The sequence below is a fragment of the Pseudomonas mucoides genome (genome assembly GCF_015461845.1).
Lineage (GTDB): Bacteria > Pseudomonadota > Gammaproteobacteria > Pseudomonadales > Pseudomonadaceae > Aquipseudomonas > Aquipseudomonas mucoides.
This window is the reverse complement of sequence record NZ_JACOPW010000001.1, coordinates 1,729,846-1,752,893: the sequence shown is the minus strand read 5'-3', so window position 1 is coordinate 1,752,893 and position 23,048 is coordinate 1,729,846. Positions and strand designations below refer to the sequence as shown.

18 protein-coding genes are annotated in these 23,048 nt (G+C 59.9%); 10 read left to right on the top strand and 8 right to left on the bottom strand.

Translation table 11 applies throughout. The features are described 5' to 3' along the window. Nucleotides 1–54 precede the first annotated feature (54 nt). Nucleotides 55–240 carry a hypothetical protein gene (locus H8F22_RS08220; protein ID WP_027924920.1) on the top strand — a complete coding sequence of 62 codons (186 nt, stop codon included), beginning with the start codon at nt 55–57 and terminating at the stop codon, nt 238–240. Between the two features lie 100 nt (nt 241–340). Here H8F22_RS08220 and H8F22_RS08215 read toward each other — a convergent pair whose 3' ends face one another. From H8F22_RS08215 to H8F22_RS08180, 8 genes are all read right to left on the bottom strand, one after another. After that, entirely contained in the window at nt 341–1,825 is a 1,485-nt protein-coding gene (locus tag H8F22_RS08215; RefSeq protein WP_027924921.1) for an APC family permease, read from the bottom strand. A gap of 242 nt (nt 1,826–2,067) precedes the next feature. Further along, a complete protein-coding gene (locus H8F22_RS08210) occupies nt 2,068–3,492 on the bottom strand; it encodes a gamma-aminobutyraldehyde dehydrogenase (RefSeq protein WP_059181560.1) in 1,425 nt (474 codons plus the stop codon). Nucleotides 3,493–3,657: 165 nt separating this feature from the next. Continuing rightward, nucleotides 3,658–4,467: an ABC transporter permease gene (locus H8F22_RS08205; RefSeq protein WP_194939941.1), complete on the bottom strand. Its 810-nt coding sequence runs from the start codon at nt 4,465–4,467 to the stop codon at nt 3,658–3,660. Beyond that, entirely contained in the window at nt 4,457–5,404 is a 948-nt protein-coding gene (locus tag H8F22_RS08200) for an ABC transporter permease (RefSeq protein WP_027924924.1), read from the bottom strand. The genes H8F22_RS08205 and H8F22_RS08200 overlap by 11 nt, the downstream gene beginning before the upstream one ends. A gap of 1 nt (nt 5,405) precedes the next feature. Beyond that, nucleotides 5,406–6,443, bottom strand: coding sequence for an ABC transporter ATP-binding protein (locus tag H8F22_RS08195; protein ID WP_027924925.1), 1,038 nt, complete (start codon nt 6,441–6,443; stop codon nt 5,406–5,408). Between the two features lie 236 nt (nt 6,444–6,679). Further along, nucleotides 6,680–7,831, bottom strand: a complete 1,152-nt coding sequence (gene ydcS, locus H8F22_RS08190; protein ID WP_027924926.1) for a putative ABC transporter substrate-binding protein YdcS — start codon at nt 7,829–7,831, stop codon at nt 6,680–6,682. Nucleotides 7,832–7,913: 82 nt separating this feature from the next. Next, nucleotides 7,914–9,401 carry a gamma-aminobutyraldehyde dehydrogenase gene (locus H8F22_RS08185; protein ID WP_081743987.1) on the bottom strand — a complete coding sequence of 496 codons (1,488 nt, stop codon included), beginning with the start codon at nt 9,399–9,401 and terminating at the stop codon, nt 7,914–7,916. A gap of 102 nt (nt 9,402–9,503) precedes the next feature. Then, nucleotides 9,504–10,418, bottom strand: coding sequence for a LysR family transcriptional regulator (locus tag H8F22_RS08180; protein WP_027924928.1), 915 nt, complete (start codon nt 10,416–10,418; stop codon nt 9,504–9,506). Between the two features lie 176 nt (nt 10,419–10,594). Here H8F22_RS08180 and H8F22_RS08175 point away from each other — a divergent pair, with 176 nt between their 5' ends. The 9 genes from H8F22_RS08175 (at nt 10,595) to H8F22_RS08135 (ending at nt 22,968) form a co-directional block, all read left to right on the top strand. Next, entirely contained in the window at nt 10,595–11,278 is a 684-nt protein-coding gene (locus H8F22_RS08175; RefSeq protein ID WP_027924929.1) for a tellurite resistance TerB family protein, read from the top strand. Between the two features lie 231 nt (nt 11,279–11,509). Further along, nucleotides 11,510–14,179 (top strand): YncE family protein, encoded by a 2,670-nt coding sequence (locus H8F22_RS08170; protein ID WP_194939940.1) that lies wholly within the window; start codon nt 11,510–11,512, stop codon nt 14,177–14,179. 367 nt (nt 14,180–14,546) lie between these two features. Next, nucleotides 14,547–16,169, top strand: coding sequence for a methyl-accepting chemotaxis protein (locus H8F22_RS08165; RefSeq protein WP_027924931.1), 1,623 nt, complete (start codon nt 14,547–14,549; stop codon nt 16,167–16,169). Then, entirely contained in the window at nt 16,169–16,705 is a 537-nt protein-coding gene (locus H8F22_RS08160) for a chemotaxis protein CheW (RefSeq protein WP_027924932.1), read from the top strand. The genes H8F22_RS08165 and H8F22_RS08160 overlap by 1 nt, the downstream gene beginning before the upstream one ends. Continuing rightward, nucleotides 16,702–17,964 carry a CheR family methyltransferase gene (locus tag H8F22_RS08155; protein WP_027924933.1) on the top strand — a complete coding sequence of 421 codons (1,263 nt, stop codon included), beginning with the start codon at nt 16,702–16,704 and terminating at the stop codon, nt 17,962–17,964. Before H8F22_RS08160 ends, H8F22_RS08155 begins: the two co-directional genes overlap by 4 nt. Next, a complete protein-coding gene (locus H8F22_RS08150) occupies nt 17,961–18,644 on the top strand; it encodes a chemotaxis protein CheW (protein ID WP_027924934.1) in 684 nt (227 codons plus the stop codon). Before H8F22_RS08155 ends, H8F22_RS08150 begins: the two co-directional genes overlap by 4 nt. Continuing rightward, nucleotides 18,641–20,911 carry a hybrid sensor histidine kinase/response regulator gene (locus tag H8F22_RS08145; RefSeq protein WP_194939939.1) on the top strand — a complete coding sequence of 757 codons (2,271 nt, stop codon included), beginning with the start codon at nt 18,641–18,643 and terminating at the stop codon, nt 20,909–20,911. The genes H8F22_RS08150 and H8F22_RS08145 overlap by 4 nt, the downstream gene beginning before the upstream one ends. Then, entirely contained in the window at nt 20,908–21,918 is a 1,011-nt protein-coding gene (gene cheB, locus H8F22_RS08140; protein WP_027924936.1) for a chemotaxis response regulator protein-glutamate methylesterase, read from the top strand. The genes H8F22_RS08145 and cheB overlap by 4 nt, the downstream gene beginning before the upstream one ends. A 48-nt stretch (nt 21,919–21,966) precedes the next feature. Next, nucleotides 21,967–22,968, top strand: coding sequence for a response regulator (locus H8F22_RS08135; protein WP_027924937.1), 1,002 nt, complete (start codon nt 21,967–21,969; stop codon nt 22,966–22,968). The last annotated feature ends 80 nt before the right edge of the window (nt 22,969–23,048 follow it).

Genomic DNA, 23,048 nt, shown 5'->3' with positions numbered 1-23,048 from the left:
GAGAGGGCGATGCGGTTTTTGAAGTTTTCTCGGTCTTATAGAAGGACATCGTCGATGACAAAAGTACAAGGCATCACCGAAATGTTAGGCATTCTTCCTTGCCTGGCCAGCGGCCGGCGAAGGCGCCGACTCAGCCCGGACGAAATGAAGTTGTTGGAACGGTATCGAGAGCTGTCGGAGAGCGACCGGATTGCGATGCGGTATCTGGTGGATGCGATGCGGACTGTTTCGCGGTTTTGAGGGGTTGAGATTAAGGTTGTTGGGAAGCCAAGGGGCGGACTGTGAAGTCTGCCCCTTTTTCATCTTTTACCCCGCATCGCTGCGGGCTGAGCAAGTATGTTTACCGACTAGCCTTCCAAGCGTCCCCCGAAGGCGCAGTCCCGTGGTCATACGGCTTGGCCATCCACATGTACAACAAGCCCAAACCAATCACGATCGCCGTGCTCAGCACCATGGCGTAGTTGATGTACCACGCTGCATCCGGTGTGCGTGGCCAGGCCATGTTGACGATCGCGCCGACGCCGTAGGCCAGCGCGCCGATGTTTACCAGCCAGCCCCAGGCACCGAGGGTGAATTTGCCGCTCGGTTTCCAGCCTTTCATGCGGGCATAGAGGGCCCCGAGCACGATCATCTGGAAGGCCAGGTAGATGCCGATCGCCGCGAAGCTGACGATGGTTGCCACGGCATCCTGCAGGAAGAAGCCGAGGATGATGATCAGCGCCGGCAGGACACCGGAGACGAACAGCGCCGCTACCGGCACCTGAGTGGCTGTAGAGATCTTTTTCAGCAGTGAGCTGCCGATGATCATTTCATCGCGTGCGTAGGAGTACAGCAGACGGCTCGCCGCCGCTTGCAGGCTGATGACGCAGGAGATAAAGGAAATCATCACCACGCCCATCACCACTTTCGAACCGACCGGGCCGAAGGCGTTGTTGAGGATGGTGGTGACCGGGTCTTTGTCGGTGCCGTTGATCACGGCTTGCATGTCCGGCACGGCGAGGATCAGCGCCAGGCAGGCGAACATCGCTGCGATGCCGCCGATGTAGATGGTCATGCGCATGGCCACCGGGATTTTCTTGCTCGGGTTCGGGGTTTCTTCGGCCACATCGCCGCAGGCCTCGAAGCCGTAGTACAGGAACATCCCCGCCAGCGAAGCGGTGAGGAAGGCGGGCAAGTACGAGCCGTCGACGCTGATGTCGAAGGTGTTGAACAACACGCTGAGCGGCTGATGACGCTCGAACACCAGCAGGTAAACGCCGACGATCACCGCGCCGACCAGCTCGCACAGAAAACCGAACATGGCGATACGCGCCAGTACCTTGGTGCCGCTGAGGTTGACCAGGGTGGCGAACAGCGTGAGGAACAGGGCGATGATGATGTTGGTGTTGTTGCTCGGCTCAAAACCCATCATGGCGGCCAGGTACGGACCGGCACCGACGGCAACGGCGGCGATGGTGACGCACAGGGCGATGGAGTAGATCCAGCCGACCATCCACGCCCAGCGTTTGCCCACCAAGCGGCGGGCCCACGGGTAGACGCCACCGGAAATCGGGAATTGCGAAACCACTTCACCGAAGATCAGGCACACCAGCAACTGGCCGCAACCGACCAGCAAATAGGCCCAGAACATCGGTGGCCCGCCTGCGGCCAGACACAGGCCGAAGAGGGTATAAACCCCTACGACCGGCGAGAGGTAAGTGAAGCCCAGGGCGAAGTTTTCCCACAGACTCATGCTGCGATTGAAGTTCGACGTGTAACCCAGTTTGCGTAACTGCTCGGCGTCGCTGTCGGCGACGGCTACAGCGAGTTCGGGTGTTGTACTCATAGTGTGTCAGCTCCGGAAAATCGGCAGATTTCGGATGTCCGAAACCGTGGCGGGGCCGTGAGGCGCTGCCCGGATCGGTGGTTATTGTTTTGGCTTCTTTGGGGTGGAACCTGGGTGATGCTAAGTGCCGGTTTCTTCCTTGAGTTTGCGGTGATGCCATCGCGGCGGTACGGCGATCCGACAAGCCCGGCTCCCACAGGTCTTGCGCAATCCCTGTGGGAGCTGGCTTGCCTGCGATGCTTTTAGTGCTTGAACATCACATGCCGGACGACGGTGTAGTCCTCCAGGCCATACATCGACATGTCCTTCCCGTAACCGGACAGTTTCTGACCGCCATGCGGCATTTCACTGACCAGCATGAAATGCGTATTCACCCACGTGCACCCGTACTGCAAGCGAGCAGACATCCGATGGGCGCGGCCGACATCCGCGGTCCAGACTGACGACGCCAGGCCGTAGTCCGAATCGTTGGCCCAGCCCAGCACCTGCGCTTCATCGGTGAATTGGGTCACCGACACCACTGGCCCGAACACTTCGCGGCGAACGATTTCGTCATCCTGATGCGCATCGGCCAACACGGTCGGCTCGAAGAAGAACCCGTTGCCTTCCACAGTCTTGCCGCCGGTGATCAGGCGAATGTGCGGTTGCGCGATAGCGCGCTCGACAAACCCGGCCACACGGTCGCGGTGTTGCGCGGTGATCAGCGGCCCCAGTTCGGTCGATGGATCATCCTGCAAACCGTACTTGATGCTGCTGACCGCCTCGCCGAGTTTCTCGACGAATTTTTCGTAGATGCCAGCCTGCGCATAGATGCGGCACGCGGCGGTGCAGTCCTGGCCGGCGTTGTAGAAACCGAAGGTGCGGATGCCTTCCACGGCGGCGTCGATGTCGGCGTCATCGAAGATGATCACCGGGGCCTTGCCGCCCAATTCCATGTGCATGCGTTTGACGCTGTCGGCGGTGCTGGAAATGATGTTCGAGCCCGTGGCAATCGAGCCGGTCAGCGACACCATGCGCACTTTCGGGTGGGTGACCAATGGGCTGCCAACCGATGGACCACGACCAAACACCAGGTTGAGTACGCCGGCCGGGAAAATGTCCGACGCCAGTTCGGCCAGACGCAGGGCGGTCAGCGGGGTTTGCTCCGACGGCTTGAGCACCACGGTATTACCGGCGGCCAGGGCGGGGGCGATTTTCCAGGCGACCATCATCAGCGGGTAGTTCCACGGCGCGATGGAGGCGATCACGCCGACCGGGTCGCGGCGGATCATCGAGGTGTGGCCCGGCAGGTATTCCCCGCCCGCCGAACCGCTCATGCAACGGCTGGCGCCGGCGAAGAAACGGAACACGTCGGCAATGGCCGGGATCTCGTCGTTCAGCGCGGCGCTGTAGGGTTTTCCGCAGTTGTCCGATTCCAGTTTGGCCAGCTCTTCGCCATGGGCTTCGATGGCGTCCGCGAGTTTGAGCAGCAGCAGAGAACGTTCTTTCGGTGGGGTTTGCGACCAGCTGTCGAAGGCAGCATCGGCGGCGCGCACGGCCGCATCGACCTGGGCTTCGCTGGCTTCATTGATTTCCACCAACACGCGACCGAGGGCCGGGTTGAATACGGGTTGGGCGGGGCCTTCGCCGTCGATCAGTTGGCCGTTGATCAAGAGTTTGGTTTGCATGGTTCTGTCCTCTTCAAAACTATTGTTGTTCTTCTGTGGAAATCAGGCCCTGTGGGAGCGGGCTTGCCCGCGATAGCGGTTTTACAGTCGACACATGTGTTGAATGTCAGTCAGTCATCGCGGGCAAGCCCGCTCCCACAGAGATAATTGTTGTCTGTGAGTTGTTTACTTACCGCCGCTCCCGGCAACACTCTCGCCACCCCGGGTCAGGTAATAGGCGCCAAGGATCGGCAGCATGGTCACCATCATCACCAGCATCGCGACGACGTTGGTCACCGGCACGTCCCGTGGGCGGCTGAGTTGGTTGAGCAGCCACAACGGCAGGGTGCGTTCATGGCCGGCGGTGAAGGTGGTGACGATGATTTCGTCGAACGACAGGGCAAACGCGAGCATGCCGCCAGCCAGCAACGCCGAGCCGAGGTTCGGCAGGACGATGTAGCGGAAGGTCTGCCAGCCATCGGCACCGAGGTCCATCGAGGCTTCGATCAAACTGTGCGAAGTGCGGCGCAAACGGGCGATGACGTTGTTGTAGACGATCACTACGCAGAAGGTCGCGTGGCCGACGATGATGGTGAACATCCCGGGCTCGATCCCCAGCGTCTTGAAGGTCGCCAGTAATGCGATCCCGGTGATGATCCCCGGCAACGCAATCGGCAGGATCAGCATCAGCGAGATGCCTTGTTTGCCGAAGAAGTCCCGGCGGTACAACGCCGCTGAAGCGAGGGTGCCAAGGACCATGGCGATCAAGGTCGCGATGGAGGCGATCTCCAGCGAGAGCTTGATTGCTTCCAGCACGTCCGGCCGCGAGAACGCCACGCCGATCCACTTCAGGGTGAAACCCTTGGGAGGAAAGCTGAACGCGGCGTCTTCGGTATTGAAGGCGTAGAGGAAGATGATCAGGATCGGGAAGTGCAGAAACACCAACCCGCCCCAGGCTGCGATTTTGAGGCCTATAGAGGCTTTCTCAGAGTGCATCGAAGGCCCCCAGTCGTTTGACGATAGTCAGGTAGATGGCGATCAACACAATCGGCACCAGGGTGAAGGCCGCCGCCATTGGCATGTTGCCGATCGCGCCTTGCTGGGCGTACACCATGCTGCCGACGAAGTAGCCCGGTGGGCCGACCAGTTGCGGCACGATGAAGTCGCCCAGGGTCAGGGAAAAGGTGAAGATCGAACCGGCGGCAATGCCCGGAATCGACAGCGGCAGAATCACTTGCATGAAGGTCTGGCGCGGTTTGGCGCCGAGGTCTGCCGAGGCTTGCAACAGCGATGGCGGCAGACGTTCCAGCGACGCCTGGATCGGCAGGATCATGAACGGCAGCCAGATGTAGACAAACACCATGAAGCGACCCAGATGCGAGGTCGACAAGGTGCTGCCGCCCACGCCCGGAATGCCCAGCACAAACTGCAACACCGGCTCCAGCCCCAAGTGCTGAACGAACCACTGTGCGACACCGCCCTTGGCCAGCAGCAAGGTCCAGGCATACGCCTTGACGATGTAACTGGCCCACATCGGCATCATCACCGCGATATAGAAAAACGCCTTGGTCTTGCCGGTGGTGTAGCGCGCCATGTAGTAGGCGATCGGGAACGCGACGATGGCGCTGGCGATGGAGACGACGACGGCCATGCTCAAGGTGCGCAGGATAATGTCGAAGTTCGACGGCTGGAACAGCGCCGCGAAGTTCGCCAGGGTCAGGTCGGGTGTGACCGCCATGGTGAAGTCATCGAAGGTGTAGAAACCTTGCCACAACAGCACCAGCAACGAGCCGAGGTAAATAGCGCCGAACCATAGCAGCGGCGGCACCAGCAGCATCGACAGGTACAGGTTCGGCCGGCGATACAACAGGTTGGAAAACCTGCGCAACGGCGAACCGTTGGCCGGGGTTTGAGGGATAGCCACGGTGTTCATCTCACACCCCGCCGACAACGGTGTCGTGCAGCGGGATCATCGCTTCCCGTGCCCAGCGAGCGCTGATGCGTTGCCCGGTCTGGTGCTGGGCGCTGACGTCCAGCCATTGGTTGTTGGCCTGGCTGATGTTCAGGGTCTGGCCGTTTTCCAGTTTCATCTCGTAGCGCGTGGCGCTGCCTTGGTACTGAATGTCGTGGAGCAAACCGCTGACTTCTATCTCGTGGCTGGCCAACGGGCCTTCGGCAAATCGCACGTGTTCCGGGCGAATCGAAAACGGCTGTGGGTTGCCACTCAACTGCTTCGCCAGATCGCCGCGAATCACATTCGAGGTGCCGACGAATTCGGCGACAAAGGTCGTGGCCGGTTTCATGTAGAGATTGCGCGGGGTGTCGACCTGTTCGATGCGGCCCTTGTTGAACACGGCTACGCGGTCAGACATCGACAGCGCTTCGGTCTGGTCGTGGGTGACGAAGATGAAGGTGATGCCGAGTTGGCGTTGCAGTTTCTTCAGCTCGCTTTGCATCTGCTCGCGCAGCTTCAAGTCGAGGGCGCCCAACGGCTCGTCGAGCAGCAGCACACGCGGGCGATTGACCAGCGCGCGGGCCAGAGCCACACGCTGGCGCTGACCACCGGACAGTTGCACCGGTTTGCGCTCGCCGTAGCCGCCGAGGGCGACCATGTCGAGGGCTTCTTCGGCGCGTTTCTGCCGTTCGGCTTTACCAACGCCTTTGACTTTCAAACCGTAGGCGACGTTGTCGAGGACGTTCATGTGCGGGAACAGCGCGTAATCCTGAAATACCGTGTTGACGTCACGCTCATACGGCGGCAGCCCGGCGGCTTCTTCGCCATGAATGCGGATCGAGCCTGCACTCGGTTGTTCGAAACCGGCAATCAGGCGCAAACAGGTGGTTTTGCCCGAGCCGGAAGGGCCCAGCATGGAGAAAAACTCGCCGTCCTGGATGTCGATGGAAACCCGGTCTACGGCTTTCACTTCGCCGAACAGACGGGAAACGTTGGTGAACTGGACTGCAAGCGTCATGGTGCGGTGCTCCAAAAAAGGCGAGGGCCGTCACAGCGGCCCTGCCTGGACTTCTGAAAAATCTGAATCAACTTTCTGGTTGGAAAACTTATTGTGGCGAGGGAGCTTGCTCCCGCTGGAGTGCGCAGCACTCCCAAAAGGACTGATGCGGTCTCTCTGATTGACCGCATTAACGGGTTTTGGGGCAGCTTCGCCACCCAGCGGGAGCAAGCTCCCTCGCCACAGGGGCCGGTGGGTTAGCGGCCGCCCATGATTGCGATGTAGTCCTGGGTCCAGCGGCTGTATGGCACGAACTTGCCGCCTTCAGCCTGCGGGGTTTTCCAGAAGGCGATCTTCTCGAACTGGTCGAAACCATTGGTCTTGCAACCTTCAGCGCCGAGCAATTCGCTGCCGGTGCACGCCGCTGGCACCGCTGGCAACGAACCAAACCACGCCGCCACATCACCCTGGACTTTCGGTTGCAGCGACCAGTCCATCCACTTGTAAGCGCAGTTCGGGTGCTTGGCCTCGGTGTGCATCATGGTGGTGTCGGCCCAACCGGTGGCGCCTTCTGTCGGGATGGTCGACGCAATCGGCTGCTTCTCGTTCATCAGGCCGTTGACTTGATAGGGCCAGGCGCCGGACGCGACCACGCCTTCGTTTTTGAAGTCGCTCATCTGCACGGTGGTGTCGTGCCAGTAGCGGTGGATCAGCGGCTGCTGCGCGCGCAGCAGATCGAGCACGGCTTTGTACTGGGCTTCGGTCAGTTCATACGGGTTCTGGATACCCAATTCCGGCTTGGCGGTTTTCAGGTACAGCGCGGCGTCGGCGATGTAGATCGGGCCGTCATAGGCCTGCACGCGTCCCTTGTTCGGCTTGCCGTCCGGCAGGTTTTGCGCATTGAACACCACGCCCCAACTGGTCGGCGCAGTCTTGAACACGTTGGTGTTGTACATCAACACGTTCGGGCCCCACTGATATGGGGTGCCGTAGGTCTGCTTGTTGACCACGTACCACGGCGCATCTTTCAGACGCGGGTCGATGTTCTTCCAGTTCGGGATCAACGCGGTGTTGATCGGCTGCACACGCTTGCCGACGATCAACCGCAACGAAGCATCGCCAGACGCGGTGACCAGGTCGTAACCGCCCTTGGCCATCAAACTGACCATTTCATCGGAAGTGGCGGCGGTTTTCACATTGACCTTGCAGCCGGTCTCCTTCTCGAAACCGGTCACCCAGTCGTAGGCCTTGTCGCTTTCGCCACGTTCGATGTAGCCCGGCCAAGCCACAATATCCAGCTGACCTTCGCCGGCCCCCACCGCTTTCAGCGGTTCGGCGGCCTGGAGGCTGGCACTCGCCAGCAGCGCGGTGGTGATTGCACTGAGCAGTGCGGTCTTGTGCACGAACATGGGAATTCCCTCTTCTTTAATTATGGTCGGGGCAGTTGTGAACGTGGTGAAGCATGCCGTTAGCGGCTTGTTATTAGCGTAGTCAGAGATGCTGTCCGTGGCGCGCCATGATGTGGCGCACCACGCTGTAGTCCTGGAGCGAATCGCTGGATAAGTCTTTGCCGTAGCCCGAACGCTTCAAGCCGCCATGGGGCATTTCGCTGACCAGCATGAAATGGCTGTTGATCCACGTGCAGCCGTACTGCAAACGCGCCGCGACCTGCATCGCCTTGTCGAGGTTCTGGGTCCAGACCGAGGAGGCGAGGCCGTATTCCGAGTCGTTGGCCCAGTCCACCGCTTGTTCGAGCCCATCGAAACGGGTCACAGTGACCACCGGCCCGAACACTTCGCGCTGGACGATCTCATCGCTCTGCTTGCAGCCGGCCAGCAGTGTCGGTTGGTAGTAGAAGCCAGCGCCGGAGTGCACTGCCGCGCCGGTCACCCGTTCGATATGCGGCTGGCCGAGGGCGCGTTCGACGAAACTGGCCACGCGGTCGCGCTGGCGGGTGCTGATCAGCGGGCCGATTTCATTGTCGGCGTCGCGTTTACCGGCAAAGCGCAGGCTGCTGACCGCCGCGCCGAGCTCGGCCACCAACCGGTCATGAATCCCGGCTTGTGCATAAATCCGGCACGCGGCGGTGCAATCCTGACCGGCGTTGTAGTAACCGTAAGTGCGCACGCCTTCGACCACCGCTTGAATGTCCGCATCGTTGCAGACGATCACCGGCGCTTTGCCACCGAGTTCAAGGTGCGTGCGTTTCAACGTCTTGGCAGCGGCCTGGAGGATTTTTTGCCCGGTGACGATATCGCCGGTCAGCGACACCATGCGGATTTTCGGGTGGCTGACCAAATGGCTGCCGACGCCTTCACCGCCGCCGCAGACGATGTTGATCACGCCGCGCGGCAGGATTTCTGCCAGTGCCGGGGCCAGGGCCAGGATCGACAGCGGCGTGTGTTCGGACGGTTTGAACACCAGCGTGTTGCCGGCGGCGAGGGCCGGGGCGATTTTCCACGCGGCCATCATGATCGGGTAGTTCCAGGGCGCGATGGACGCGACGACCCCGATAGGATCGCGACGGACCATGCTGGTGTAGCCCGGCAAGTATTCGCCGCTGAGCTGGCCGGTCTGGCAGCGCACGGCACCGGCAAAGAAGCGGAACACATCCACCGTCGCGCTCAAATCGTCCTGGCGGGCCAGGTGCAACGGCTTGCCGCAGTTCAGGGATTCGAGACGGGCGAGGAGGTCGGCTTGTTTTTCGATGGCGTTGGCGATGTCCAGCAACAGGTTCGAGCGTTGCTGCGGGGTGGTCCTCGACCAACTGGCAAAGGCGTTATGCGCGGCGAGAATCGCGGCTTCGACTTGCTCGGTGCTGGCTTCGGCGATGTGGGTCAGCACTTCCCCGGTGGCGGGGTTGAGGATCGGTTCGACAAAACCCTGACCTGCGACCAATTCGCCATCGATCAACAACGCGGTGAACAACGGGGTCTGCGCGCCAGCCATTTTTCGGGTTCTCTTTTCTTGTGTGGCCATGCTGCTCCCTGTGACTGGGGCCCGGCCGTCTTATATAGATGCAGCAAGACTAGTGCGCGGACCCGAGGTCGACAAATACTAAATACTGAAGGTGGCGTTCGATTAAATAGATGGCTTGCGTCCGCCGTGGGGTTGCTCGCGGGCGACGGTCAGGAAAGGATCGACCAGCGCCGGACGCGCAGTGCCGCGGCGCCAAGCCAGGCCGACGTCAAGGGTCTGACTCAAGTCGGCAATCGGCCGCGCTTCAATGATGTCGCCCTCCAGCGACCACGGTCGATAGGTCATGTCAGGCTGGATCGACACGCCCAAACCGGCGGCCACCAGGCTTCGCACGGCTTCCGTTGACGCGGTTCTCAGGGTGATGCGCGGTTGCAGGGAAGCGGCGGACCACATGCGCTGGGCGTTGCGGTCCATTTCATCGACGTTCAGTTGAATCAGCGGTTCGCGCGCCACGTCGGCGAGGTTGATGCTGTCGTGTTCGAGCAATGGATGCTGCGCCGGCAGCCATAAACGGTGGGGCGAATGCGTCAGGACTTCGGTTTGCAGGGCGTGACGGTCTTCGAGGTTGGAGAGGATCAGCACACCAACGTCGATCTCGCCGCTGACCAGCAAATGCTCGATGTAGGGGCGTTCATCCTCCATCACCCGGATCTCGACGTTGGGGTAGGCGCGCTGAAAGCGGGTGAGCAAATCCGCCAGGTAGTAACCGGCCACGAGGCTGGTTACGCCAATGATCAACTGGCCGGCCACCTGGTCGGTGCTCTGTTGCAGGCTGCGTTTGGCGTTATCGACGGTGGCGAGAATCAGGTGCGCCTGGCGCAGAAACTGATGGCCCTGGTGAGTCAGGCTCATGCCCTTGGCGTGTCGGTTGAACAGGCCGACGCCAATCTCTTCTTCCAGTTGCTGAATCGCCAGGGTCAAGGTCGATTGGGAAATGAACGCGGTTTGCGCGGCGGCAGAGATCGAACCGGTCTCGGCCACGGCGATAAAATGACGAATCTGACGCAGGGTCATCATGGGGAAAGTACCCGGTGGACGGTTTTTATAGATTTGCTTGAGTGTATATCGTTTTAATCGATGGGCCTGTGGGCGTTACAGGATATGAGCAACATCTGGAAGCACTCTCGCCGGCAGGGGGCGGCCACTTTCGATCTAGGCTGGTGGCTGGTTACCCCTTTCGTGGAGACGGCAAAATGAATACCCGTGGTTTGCTCGATCAACTGCTCAAGTCCGGTCAGGATCTGGTGAAGAACAAGGCTGGAGGCAATCAGAACAAGGCGTCCAGCGGTGGGCTCGGTGGTTTGCTCTCGGGCGCCAGCGGCGGTGCGATAGCGGCGGGTGCCATGGGGCTGTTGCTCGGCAGCAAAACGGGCCGCCGTGTTGGCGGCAAGGTGCTGACCTATGGTGGCCTCGCCGCACTGGGTGTGATTGCCTACAAGGCGTTCGGCAACTGGCAGGCCCAACAAGGCACTGCCTCGCAGAGCGAACCGCAAACCCTGGACCGCTTGCCTGCGGCGCAGGTCGAGTTACACAGCCAGGCGATTCTCAAAGCCTTGGTGGCCGCCGCCAAAGCCGACGGCCACATCGATGAGCGCGAACGTGCGTTGATTGAAGGCGAATTCACCAAACTCGACAACGATCAAGAATTGCAGCACTGGCTGCACGCCGAACTGAACAAGCCGCTCGACCCGTCCGACGTCGCCCGTGCTGCGTGCACCCCGGAAATGGCCGCCGAAATGTATATCGCCAGCGTGATGCTGGTGGATGAGCAGAACTTCATGGAGAAATCCTACCTCGATGAGTTGGCGCGGCAATTGAAGCTGGAACCGGGGTTGAAGGCGGAGTTGGAGAGGCAGGTGAGACAGGCATCGATGTAGCCGACGAAGGTTCTCGAAACGGCCTCTACTACCTATTCATAATCCGCCGCTCTTGCAAAAGTGGGGCGGGTTTTATCGCTTGTGGGGGGGATGAGACGAATAACTCAGTCAGTGCCGCTCGTCTTAAAACACCACGTACCTGTTAATTCTGACAGTAGCTGGAAAATCATTTAAGGCATTTGATACCGCTACCTACGCCGCTCTCTCGCGGCGCGACAAGGAGCGTGTGTGATGACCGATCTTTCAAATGATTCCAAGACCCTGGCGCTGTCACCCCCTTACATTGTCGATGCAACGCCGGACGTCAAAAGCGAAGACCCCACTGCAGGAGTGCCGCTGTTAGGGGTTCCTTTGAGGCTTACAGGGGGCGGGCATCTGAAAGTGGTTGTGGATCCGCCATCTCCGGGGGCGGATTCTGTGGTACTCCATCTCAACGGCAGTGTCACGCCCATCGACGCCCCTGTGACGGTCGATCCGGTCACAAAACGCACCACGTTCGAAGTGTCCAGGGCTCTGCTTCGCAATGGCCTGCAATATTTCAATTATGTAGCCAAGCGTATCGGTGGCAGCGATGAGCCGTCGCCCAATCTGTGGGTGCTGTACAGCAGGGACCGCCCAGGTGGTCTGGACCCGATAGTCGACGACCAAGACATACACGAAGGGCTGGATATTGATCTGCCTGAGGACGTCAAACAAAGCGGTGTCGACCTGGTAGCGGCCGAGCGAGGCGTCCCGCTTACCGTCTCTTACGCGTTTGCCAAATTGCACGACGTGGTGACCGTAAACTGCAACGGATTTCCGTTCAATCACATTGTGACGGCGGGCGATATCGGTGGCGGGTTCGACATCTTGCTGCCTAAAGCCGCTTTCATTGGCGGCGGCAACAGCCTGACCTTCAAGATTTTTTATACGGTCAAGGACCAACTGGGAAACAGTACCCAAAACTCACTGCCATCGCCGGCCCTCTCGATCAAGGTCGACCTGACGCCCAAAGTTGAACTCCCACCTGCGCCTTTTGTGCCAGCGCTGGCAGGCAATGTGATCTTTCCCGGCAAGCACACCGCGGGTTTCGTGGTCCGGGTGGATTGGACCAAAGGCTTCAAACCCGGCGATAGAGCCAAACTGGTGGTGAAGGGCGGAGCTGCGGGAGCAGGAACACCGGTATTCAACTTTGTGGCGTTCAATGCCAACTTCCGCGCCAATTTCCAGCTGACCCCGGCGTTCATTCTGGCGAACGCAGGCCGGGAGGTGGTGTTCACGTGGACTCTGTTGAGTGGTGGCGTGGAGACCGGGTCCGAGCCGCTGACCCTTATAATCGAAAGCGTCAATGTGACGGATACGAATTTTCCCAAGCCGGAAATTGTTGAGGCTTATGGGACGAACGCTGTGGATCTGCGGGCGTTTACAGGCGATGCAAAGATCGTCTGCGCACCTTGGCCATTTATTGGAGTGGGGCAAAAATACTGGCTGCATGTCTTGGGCACTGGCATGGATGACAACCCCAAGACTGTCCCCATTGCTGTGGGAAAAACCTTGACGCCGGAAGAGGTCCACAACGGGCTAAACGGTGTGGTGCCACGTAAAGAGCTGGAGCTGTTCAAGCCGGGTCATCAGTTGAGGGCGCGGCTGCGCGTGGACTTCTACCCCAATGAAAACGTAGACACGATCAGGACGTTCACGCTGACCTACTACACGCTAGTCACCGCCGGGATGAAAGCCATCCTGGAGTTCATTAATGCACCTTATCGCGTTGCGCCCTTGGGTCGCCTGACCGACATATCGTTGAAACTGGTTGACGAAACGGGCAATTTCATCAGAGAGGCGTCGGTGCATGTGACTATTCCGGGCATTTTCAGATACTCGGACGGCACGACAGGGCGGCGTGAGTTTAAGACGAGTTTACTTGGTGAGTTGGTCATCCGGGGGGTGACTGGGCCGGATGCGCCAGCCACCAATTACACAATCACGGCTGAATATAATGGTAAAACTGTGATTGCGAAGTTAAATGTGACGGCCAGAGGGGCGATTGGAGAAGTAGATCTTGGCTTTGTTCCACACACTTATATTGGTCATGGGTACCATACGCTTATGGTAAGCCCGGATGGGACCAAGATATGCGTGATGAAACCCGCTAATGATAATGGCAGTTTGGCAATTATCGATGCAGAGACCTTGCAGATGTCCGACAAGTCTGTGGCGCGTTTGAACGCCTTTAACTTTGCGATCGGACTTGATAGCAATCAGGTCTTTATAAGCAGCACTCACAGCTATAGTCGTACAGTTTATGATTTGTCGACTGGAACGCAGGTGCTGATTCCAACGAATACTTATAACTCGGGGGGATGTGTCTTTGATCGGGAGGGTGCTCATGCCTATGTGACAAGTCAACAAGGGTTGAGAAAGACCGATATCGTGTTTAAGCGTGAAAAGGATATTCCAGGCCCGAGCAGCAGTGGTCCAATTATTCTGAGTTCCGACGGTCGACGTATATTTACTTTCGCTGGTGGGTCTCTATATAGCATTGATACAAGTAATGACACGTTAGTCAAAGTCGTCTCGCAAGGCTGGAACGCAAATACAATTGCAATAAGTCCGGACGGTAAACGTCTTTACGCCGATGATAGGTCTTCCCCAAGGATCAGAGTTATTAACCCCGAAACATTGCTCACTATCCAGTCGGTCGACGTTTTGAAACCGGGCCTGATTACCTTGAGTCCGGATGGGCGGCTACTCTTTTTTGCCAGTGAAGGAACCGTAACGGTTCTCGATTCCTTAAGCCTTAAGGAGGTCAAGACGTTCCCGGTCCAGGGTGATCCCTGTGCCCTAGGGTGTAGTCCTGATGGTTCCCGCCTCTATATTGCCTATAAATCCAAAACATCTATCACGGCTATTCAGGTCTAGTAACCCTGTAGGCAAGTACGCGCACATTAATAAGATGGCTGATTGTCTATTCTTGGGAACTGATCAGTCGCTTAAACCCCGCCATCGCTCTTTGCGAGCAGGCGCGCTTTTGCATTGGACCGCGTCCATTCGGACAACTTGGTTCAATGTGGGAGCCGTGCTTGCCCGTGAAGACGCCTTCAGCCTCACCCCATCACCCTCAGGCGCATCCACGACCCATTTCTTCCGATCCTCCACCGACACCCTCTCCCGATCCCACAGTCATCCCACGGTCTCCACCCAGGGCGAGAATTGGCGTCCCTAGTCTTATAAATGAAACACCCTCGGCTATACTCCGCAGCACTTGAACGACCCCCGAGGACTGACTGTGAAGAACTGGACGTTGCGCCAACGCATCTTGGCGAGTTTTGCGGTGATCATCGCCATCATGCTGTTGATGGTGGTCGTCTCGTATTCGCGGCTGTTGAAGATCGAAGCCAGTGAACAAAGCGTTCGCGATGACGCGTTGCCGGGGGTGTATTTCAGCTCGATGATTCGCAGCGCCTGGGTCGACAGTTTCCTTCGGACCCAGGAAATGCTCGGCCTCAAGGAAGGTCAGGGCATCAGTGCCGAGGACGCCGCCGATTTCCAGGCGTTCGAGGCGCGACTGGTGGAGCAGATCAATAACTACCGTGCCACGGTCACAACGGAAGAGGACAAGGTCGAAATCGCGGCCTTCGAAAAACTGCATGAGGATTTTCAGAAGATCCTGATGAAGGTGCTCGACCTGCATAAGAACAATCAGGAAGCCGACGCCATCAAGCTGTTCAACGAACAGCTGACCCCAGCGTGGACCGCCGGCCGGATGAAACTCAATGACATCATCCGCGAAAACAAAACCGTGGCCGATAACGACATAGCCGCCATCGACGATGCCGTGCTTGAGGCAAAAATCAGCATGGGTATTTCCCTGCTGGTGGCGGTATTGGCTGCCGGTTTCTGCGGTTTGTTGCTGATGCGCGCGATCATGGCGCCGATGAACCGGATCGTGGAAATCCTCGAAATCATGCGCACCGGTGACCTCAGCGGTCGTTTGAACCTGGAGCGCAAGGACGAATTCGGCGCGGTGGAAACCGGCTTCAACGACATGATGACCGAGCTGACGTCGCTGGTGTCTCAGGCCCAGCGCTCATCGGTACAAGTCACCACCTCGGTCACCGAGATCGCCGCCACGTCCAAGCAGCAACAAGCCACCGCCACCGAAACCGCCGCCACCACCACGGAAATCGGCGCGACCTCCCGTGAAATCGCCGCGACCTCCCGTGATCTGGTGCGCACCATGACCGAAGTGTCCACCGCGGCCGACCAGGCCTCGGTGCTTGCCGGTTCCGGGCAGCAAGGCCTGGCGCGCATGGAGGACACCATGCACTCGGTGATGGGCGCGGCCGATCTGGTCAACGCCAAACTGGCGATCCTCAACGAGAAGGCCGGCAACATTAATCAGGTGGTGGTGACCATCGTCAAAGTTGCCGACCAGACCAACCTGTTGTCGCTGAACGCCGCCATCGAGGCCGAGAAGGCCGGTGAATACGGGCGCGGTTTTGCCGTGGTAGCCACTGAAGTGCGGCGTCTGGCGGACCAGACTGCCGTGGCCACTTACGACATCGAGCAAATGGTGCGCGAGATCCAGTCGGCGGTATCAGCCGGGGTCATGGGCATGGATAAATTCTCCGAAGAAGTGCGCCGTGGCATGTCCGAAGTGCAGCAGGTCGGCGAGCAGCTGTCGCAGATCATCCACCAGGTTCAGGCGCTGGCGCCGCGGGTGTTGATGGTCAACGAAGGCATGCAGGCCCAGGCCACCGGCGCCGAACAGATCAACCACGCGCTGGTGCAGTTGGGTGATGCCAGCAGCCAGACTGTCGAGTCGTTGCGCCAGGCCAGTTTTGCCATCGACGAACTGAGCCAGGTGGCCGTCGGCCTGCGCAGCGGCGTTTCGCGATTCAAAGTCTGATGAGCGAACTCGCGGCTAAACGCGGCGCCGGAGTGCCGGTCAAGCAATCGTTGTACCTGGTGTTTCGCATCGGCAGCGAGCGCTTTGCCTTGCAGGCCATCGAAGTGGCGGAAGTGCTGCCGCGACTGCCGTTGAAACCGATTGCCCAGGCACCGCATTGGGTCGCCGGGGTGTTTGCCTATCGTGGCGCGGTGGTGCCGGTGATCGACCTCAGTGCGCTGACGTTCGGGCAACCGGCGCAGGCCCGCACCAGCACGCGGCTGGTGCTGGTCAATTACCGCCCACATGAATCAACCCCGACGCAATGGCTGGGGCTGATTCTGGAGCAGGCGACTGACACGCTGCGTTGCAACCCGGCGGACTTCAAGCCCTATGGCCTGGACAATCGCCAGGCGCCTTACCTCGGGCCGGTACGCGAAGATGCGCAAGGTTTGCTGCAATGGGTGCGGGTTGCCGATTTACTCGATGATCAAGTTCGCGCGCTGTTGTTCCCGTCGCCGCCTCTCGATCCGGCGCTGCTTGAGGAGCGGCCATGAGCAGCGATCAACGATTTTTCGATTTCCTCAAGGAGCGTATCGGCCTCGACGTGACGTCGGTCGGCCCGGCGATCATTGAGCGCGCAGTGCGTCAGCGCAGCATTGCCTCCCGTGCGCTGACGGCTGACGAGTATTGGCACACGCTGCAAGGGTCGCAGGATGAACAGCAGGCGCTGATCGAAGCGGTGATCGTGCCCGAGACCTGGTTTTTTCGTTACCCGGAATCGTTCGCGACGCTGGCGAAACTGGCCAGCAAACGCCTGGCCGAGATCAACAATATGCGCGCGCTGCGGATTCTCAGCCTGCCGTGCTCAACCGGCGAAGAACCCTATTCCATCGCCATGGCCTTGCTCGATGCCGGACTCAAGCCCCATCAGTTCAAGGTGGAAGGTATGGACGTCAGCCCGCTGTCGGTGGAAAAAGCCCGGCGTGCGTTGTACGGCAAAAACTCGTTTCGCGGTCAGGACATTGCCTTTCGTGACCGGCATTTCAGCGCCGAACGCGACGTCTATCGCCTCAGTGATCGCGTGCTTGAGCAGGTGCGCTTGCAGGTCGGCAACCTGCTCGATCCGGCGTTGCTGGCCAGCGAGCCGCCGTATGACTTTGTGTTCTGCCGCAACTTGCTGATCTATTTCGACCAGCCGACTCAGCAGCAGGTATTCGAGGTGCTCAAGCGCCTGACCCATGTCGACGGCGTGCTGTTTATCGGCCCGGCCGAGGGCGGTTTGCTCGGGCGTTTTGGCATGCGTTCGATTGGCATTGCGCAGTCGTTTGCGTTCAGCCGTCAGCGTGTGCCGGAGCCAGAACCGTTTCCCCTGTTCGTGCCGGCCCCGTTGCCGGTGCGACAATCAGCGCGCAGCGTGCCTCCGCCACCGGTGCGCAATCGACCGTTCGCCACCCTCACTCCGCCCCCGGTCACGGCGAAAGCCTCGGACGCCACCGCGTTGCTCGCGAACATCGCCGTGCTGGCCAACGAAGGCAAAAGTGTTGAAGCGCGCATCGCGTGCGAACAGTATTTACGCAGTCACGAACCGGTCGCCCAGGTGTTTTACTGGCTGGGACTGCTCAGCGATGTCAGTGGCAATGCCCTCGAAGCCCAAGGTTTTTATCGCAAGGCGTTGTACCTTGAACCGCAACATCCCGACGCGTTGATGCACCTGGCAGCCTTGCTGCAATCCCAGGGCGATGCGGCGGGTGCCAGACGATTGCAGGACCGCGCCGCCCGCAGCGGGCGCGCCGACAGTGAGCGTAAACGATGAGCGCCTCCGACACCTTGAACGTCACCCATGAAGATGCCCAAGCCATTGACGATTGCTGGAACCGCATCGGTATTCACGGTGACAAGTCCTGCCCGCTGTTGGCCGAACACATTCACTGCCGCAACTGCGCGGTGTACTCCGCCGCCGCCACGCGTTTGCTTGATCGCTATGCGTTGCAGCAGGACGACCGCGTGCAACACTCGGCGACGGTCGAATCGGACATAAAAACCCGATCGCTGCTGATGTTTCGACTCGGCGAAGAATGGCTGGCGCTGGCCACTCGCAGCCTTATGGAAGTGGCGCCGTTGCAAGCCATTCATTCCTTGCCGCATCAGCGTTCCCGGGCCTTGCTCGGCGTGGCGAATGTGCGCGGCGCATTGGTCGCGTGCCTGTCGCTGGTGGAATTGCTCGGGCTCGACGCCACCCACAACGTGGCTTCCAGCGCGAGGGTCATGCCGCGCATGTTGATCATCGCCGCCCATGGCGGGCCGGTGGTAGTGCCGGTGGACGAGGTCGACGGGATTCATGCCATCGACGAGCGCATTCTCGAGACTGTCTCACAATCCGGCACTCAGGCGAGCGGCAAGTACACCCGCGGCGTGTTGCCCTTCAAAGGTCGTAGCTTGCGTTGGCTGGATGAAGAACAATTGCTGTCTGCTGTGACCCGGAGCCTCGCATGACCCCCGAGCAAATGCGCGACGCCTCGTTGCTGGAGCTGTTCAGCCTGGAAGCCGAAGCCCAGACCCAGGTCCTGAGCGCAGGCCTGCTGGCATTGGAGCGCAATCCGACCCAGGCCGATCAACTCGAATCCTGCATGCGCGCGGCGCATTCGCTCAAGGGTGCGGCGCGGATCGTTGGTGTCGACGCCGGGGTCAACGTTGCCCATGTGATGGAAGACTGTCTGGTCAGTGCTCAGGAAGGGCGCCTGTACCTGAGTCCCGAGCACATTGATGCGTTGTTGCAAGGCACCGACCTGCTGATGCGCATCGCCACACCCAACAACAGCGTGACGCCATCGGATATCGAAACGTATGTGGGGTTGATGACGCAGTTACTCGATCCGCTGGCGCACGCCGCGCCGCTGATCGCCGGGCGTCAATCCGAACAACCACGCGTCGAGCTGCCGGTGCCGGTGGTTGAGCCGCCGCCTGCCGCGCCAGTTGATGCTCCCCAAAAGACCAAGCGCACCACCGAAAACGGTGAGCGCGTGCTGCGCGTGACGGCCGAACGCTTGAACAGCCTGCTCGACCTGTCGAGCAAATCCCTGGTGGAAACCCAGCGCCTCAAGCCGCACCTGGCGACTATGCAGCGCCTCAAGCGCATGCAGAATAACGGTCTGCGGGCCCTGGAAAACCTCAACGTCCATCTCAAGGATCACGCCTTGAGTCTGGAAGCCCAGGAAGCACTCGCAGATGCACGGCGGTTGCTGGCGGAATCCCAGCAACTGCTGAACGAGAAAAACGCCGAGCTGGATGAATTTGCCTGGCAGGCCAGTCAACGCGCACAGGTGTTGTACGACACGGCGCTGGCCTGTCGCATGCGCCCATTTGCCGATGTGTTGACCGGGCAGGTACGCATGGTTCGCGATTTGGGCCGGGACCTGGGCAAACAGGTTCGTCTGGAGATCGAGGGCGAGAAAACCCAGGTCGACCGCGACGTCCTGGAAAAACTCGAAGCGCCACTGACGCACTTGCTGCGCAATGCTGTGGATCACGGCATCGAGTCCCCGGAACAGCGGCTGCTGGCCGGTAAACCGGCGGAAGGTGTGATTCGTCTGCGCGCCTCCCATCAAGCCGGACTGCTGGTGTTGGAATTGAGTGATGACGGCCATGGTGTTGATCTGGAAAAGGTCCGTCGCGCGGTCATCGAGCGGCAGTTATCCCCAGCGCAAACCGCCGCTCAACTCAGTGAAGAAGAGCTGCTGACGTTTTTATTCTTGCCCGGTTTCAGTCTGCGCGACACGGTGACCGAAGTGTCCGGGCGCGGCGTGGGACTGGATGCGGTGCAGCACATGGTCCGCCAGTTGCGCGGTGCGGTGGTGCTGGAGCAGACGGCGGGCGAGGGCAGTCGTTTCCACCTCGAAGTGCCGCTGACGTTGTCGGTGGTCCGCAGCCTGGTGGTGGAGGTCGGAGGCGAGGCTTATGCGTTTCCGCTAGCCCACATCGAACGCATGTGCGACCTCGAGCCGGAAGACATTGTGCAGGTCGAAGGCCGGCAGCACTTCTGGCACGAAGGGCGGCATGTCGGGTTGGTGGCGGCCAGTCAACTGTTGCAGCGCCCGATCAACCCGAACAGTCAGCAAACCCTCAAGGTCGTGGTCATCCGCGAGCGCGAAGCGATTTACGGCGTAGCGGTCGAGCGTTTTATCGGCGAGAGGACGTTAGTGGTATTGCCGCTGGACGAGCGACTGGGCAAGGTGCAGGACATCTCCGCCGGGGCGTTGCTCGACGACGGTTCGGTGGTGCTGATCGTCGACGTCGAAGACATGCTGCGCTCGGTTGATAAGTTGCTCGATACCGGGCGCCTGGAACGCATTGCCCGCCACAGCAATCAAGCGGTCGAGGCGGCGCGCAAGCGGATTCTGGTGGTCGACGACTCACTGACGGTTCGCGAGTTACAACGCAAACTGCTGCTCAATCGCGGCTACGAGGTGGCGGTGGCCGTTGATGGTATGGATGGCTGGAACGCCCTGCGTTCGGAGGATTTCGATCTGCTGATCACCGACATTGATATGCCGCGCATGGATGGCATCGAATTGGTGTCATTGTTGCGCCGCGACAACCGCCTGCAATCGCTGCCGGTGATGGTGGTGTCGTACAAGGATCGTGAAGAGGATCGCCGTCGTGGACTGGACGCCGGGGCCGACTATTATCTAGCCAAAGCCAGTTTTCATGACGATGCCCTGCTTGATGCGGTGGCTGAGCTCATCGGTGGAGCACGGGCATGAAAATCGCAATCGTCAATGACATGCCCATGGCGGTGGAGGCCTTGCGCCGCGCCCTGGCGTTTGAGCCGGCGCACCAGGTCATCTGGGTCGCCAGTGATGGCAAGGAAGCGGTGCAAAAGTGTGCCGAGCAGACACCGGACCTGATCCTGATGGATTTGATCATGCCGGTGATGGACGGGGTCGAGGCCACCCGGCGGATCATGGCCGAAACGCCGTGTGCCATTGTGATCGTTACCGTCGATCGCCAGCAGAACGTACACCGGGTGTTCGAGGCCATGGGCCATGGCGCCCTGGACGTGGTCGATACCCCGGCGCTCGGCGCCGGTAATGCCCAGGAAGCGGCGGCGCCGTTGTTGCGCAAGATCATGAACATTGGCTGGTTGATCGGCGAGCGGGGTAACCGCGAGCGAACTGTGCCGAGCCCGTTGCGCAGTGCTGGGTCGCGCCAGCGCCTGATTGCCATCGGCTCATCCGCCGGCGGACCGGCCGCGCTGGAAATTCTGCTCAAGGGCTTGCCGCGAGATTTTTCGGCGGCCATCGTGCTGGTGCAGCATGTCGATCAGGTGTTCGCCGCCGGCATGGCTGAATGGCTCGGCAGCGCCAGTGGCTTGAATGTGCGCCTGGCGGTCGAGGGCGAAGCGCCTCAGGCCGGAACCGTGTTGCTGGCCGGCACCAACCACCATATTCGATTGTTGAAAAACGGCACGCTGGCCTACACCGCCGAACCGGTCAACGAAATCTACCGGCCCTCGATCGATGTGTTTTTCGAGAGTGTGGCCAATTACTGGAGCGGAGACGCCGTAGGGATTTTGTTGACGGGTATGGGACGTGATGGCGCGCAGGGGCTTAAACTCATGCGCCAACAAGGTTACCTGACCATCGCTCAGGACCAGAAAAGCAGTGCGGTATACGGAATGCCCAAAGCGGCCGCGGCCATCGACGCCGCCATGGAGATTCGCCCACTGGACAAGATAGCGCCACGATTGCTGGAGATATTCGCCAAATGACCGCCATTAGCAGCAATCCTGGCCCAAGAAGTACTCAGGTGACCGCACATGAATGACTTACAGCTCGACGGCTTCAAAACCGACGAAAACGCCGCCATGGTGTTGTTGGTGGACGATCAGGCAATGATCGGCGAAGCGGTGCGTCGCGGGTTGTCGAACGAAGACAATATTGACTTCCACTTCTGCGCAGACCCGCATCAGGCCATCGCGCAGGCGATCCGCATCAAGCCGACGGTGATTCTTCAGGATCTGGTGATGCCGGGTCTGGACGGCTTGAGCCTGGTGCGCGAGTACCGTAATCATCCGGCGACCAAGGACATTCCGATCATTGTTCTGTCGACCAAGGAAGACCCGCTGGTCAAGAGCGCGGCGTTTGCCGCCGGGGCCAATGATTATCTGGTCAAGCTGCCGGACAACATCGAGCTGGTGGCACGAATCCGCTATCACTCGCGCTCCTACATGACGCTGTTGCAGCGTGACGCGGCGTACCGTGCGTTGCGGGTCAGCCAGCAGCAACTGCTCGACACCAATCTGGTGCTGCAGCGGCTGATGAATTCCGATGGCCTGACCGGGCTGTCGAACCGCCGGCATTTCGATGAGTACCTGGAGCTGGAGTGGCGCCGTTCGCTGCGTGACCAGAGCCAACTGTCGCTGCTGATGATCGATGTGGATTACTTCAAGTCCTACAACGACAGCTTCGGGCATCTGGAAGGCGACGAAGCCTTGCGCAAGGTCGCGGCGGCGATCCGCGACGCCAGCGCTCGTCCGTCTGACCTGCCGGCCCGTTACGGTGGCGAGGAGTTTGCGTTGGTACTGCCCAACACCACGCCAGGCGGTGCACGCCTGGTGGCGGAAAAACTCCGCCAAACTGTGGCTGCACTGAAGATTCCGCACCTTTCGCCGACCGAAGGCTCCAGCCTGACCATCAGCATTGGCCTGTCCACCATGGTCCCGCAACCGGGCAGCGATTGTCGGCAATTGATCTCGGCGGCGGACAAGGGGCTGTACCTGGCGAAGAACAATGGGCGCAATCAGGTCGGAATCGAGTGAGGTAATGCACGACCTGTAGCCGCTGTCGAGCCTACTAGGCTGCGTCCGGCGGCGAAGCCGCCGTAAAACCGTACAGCGCG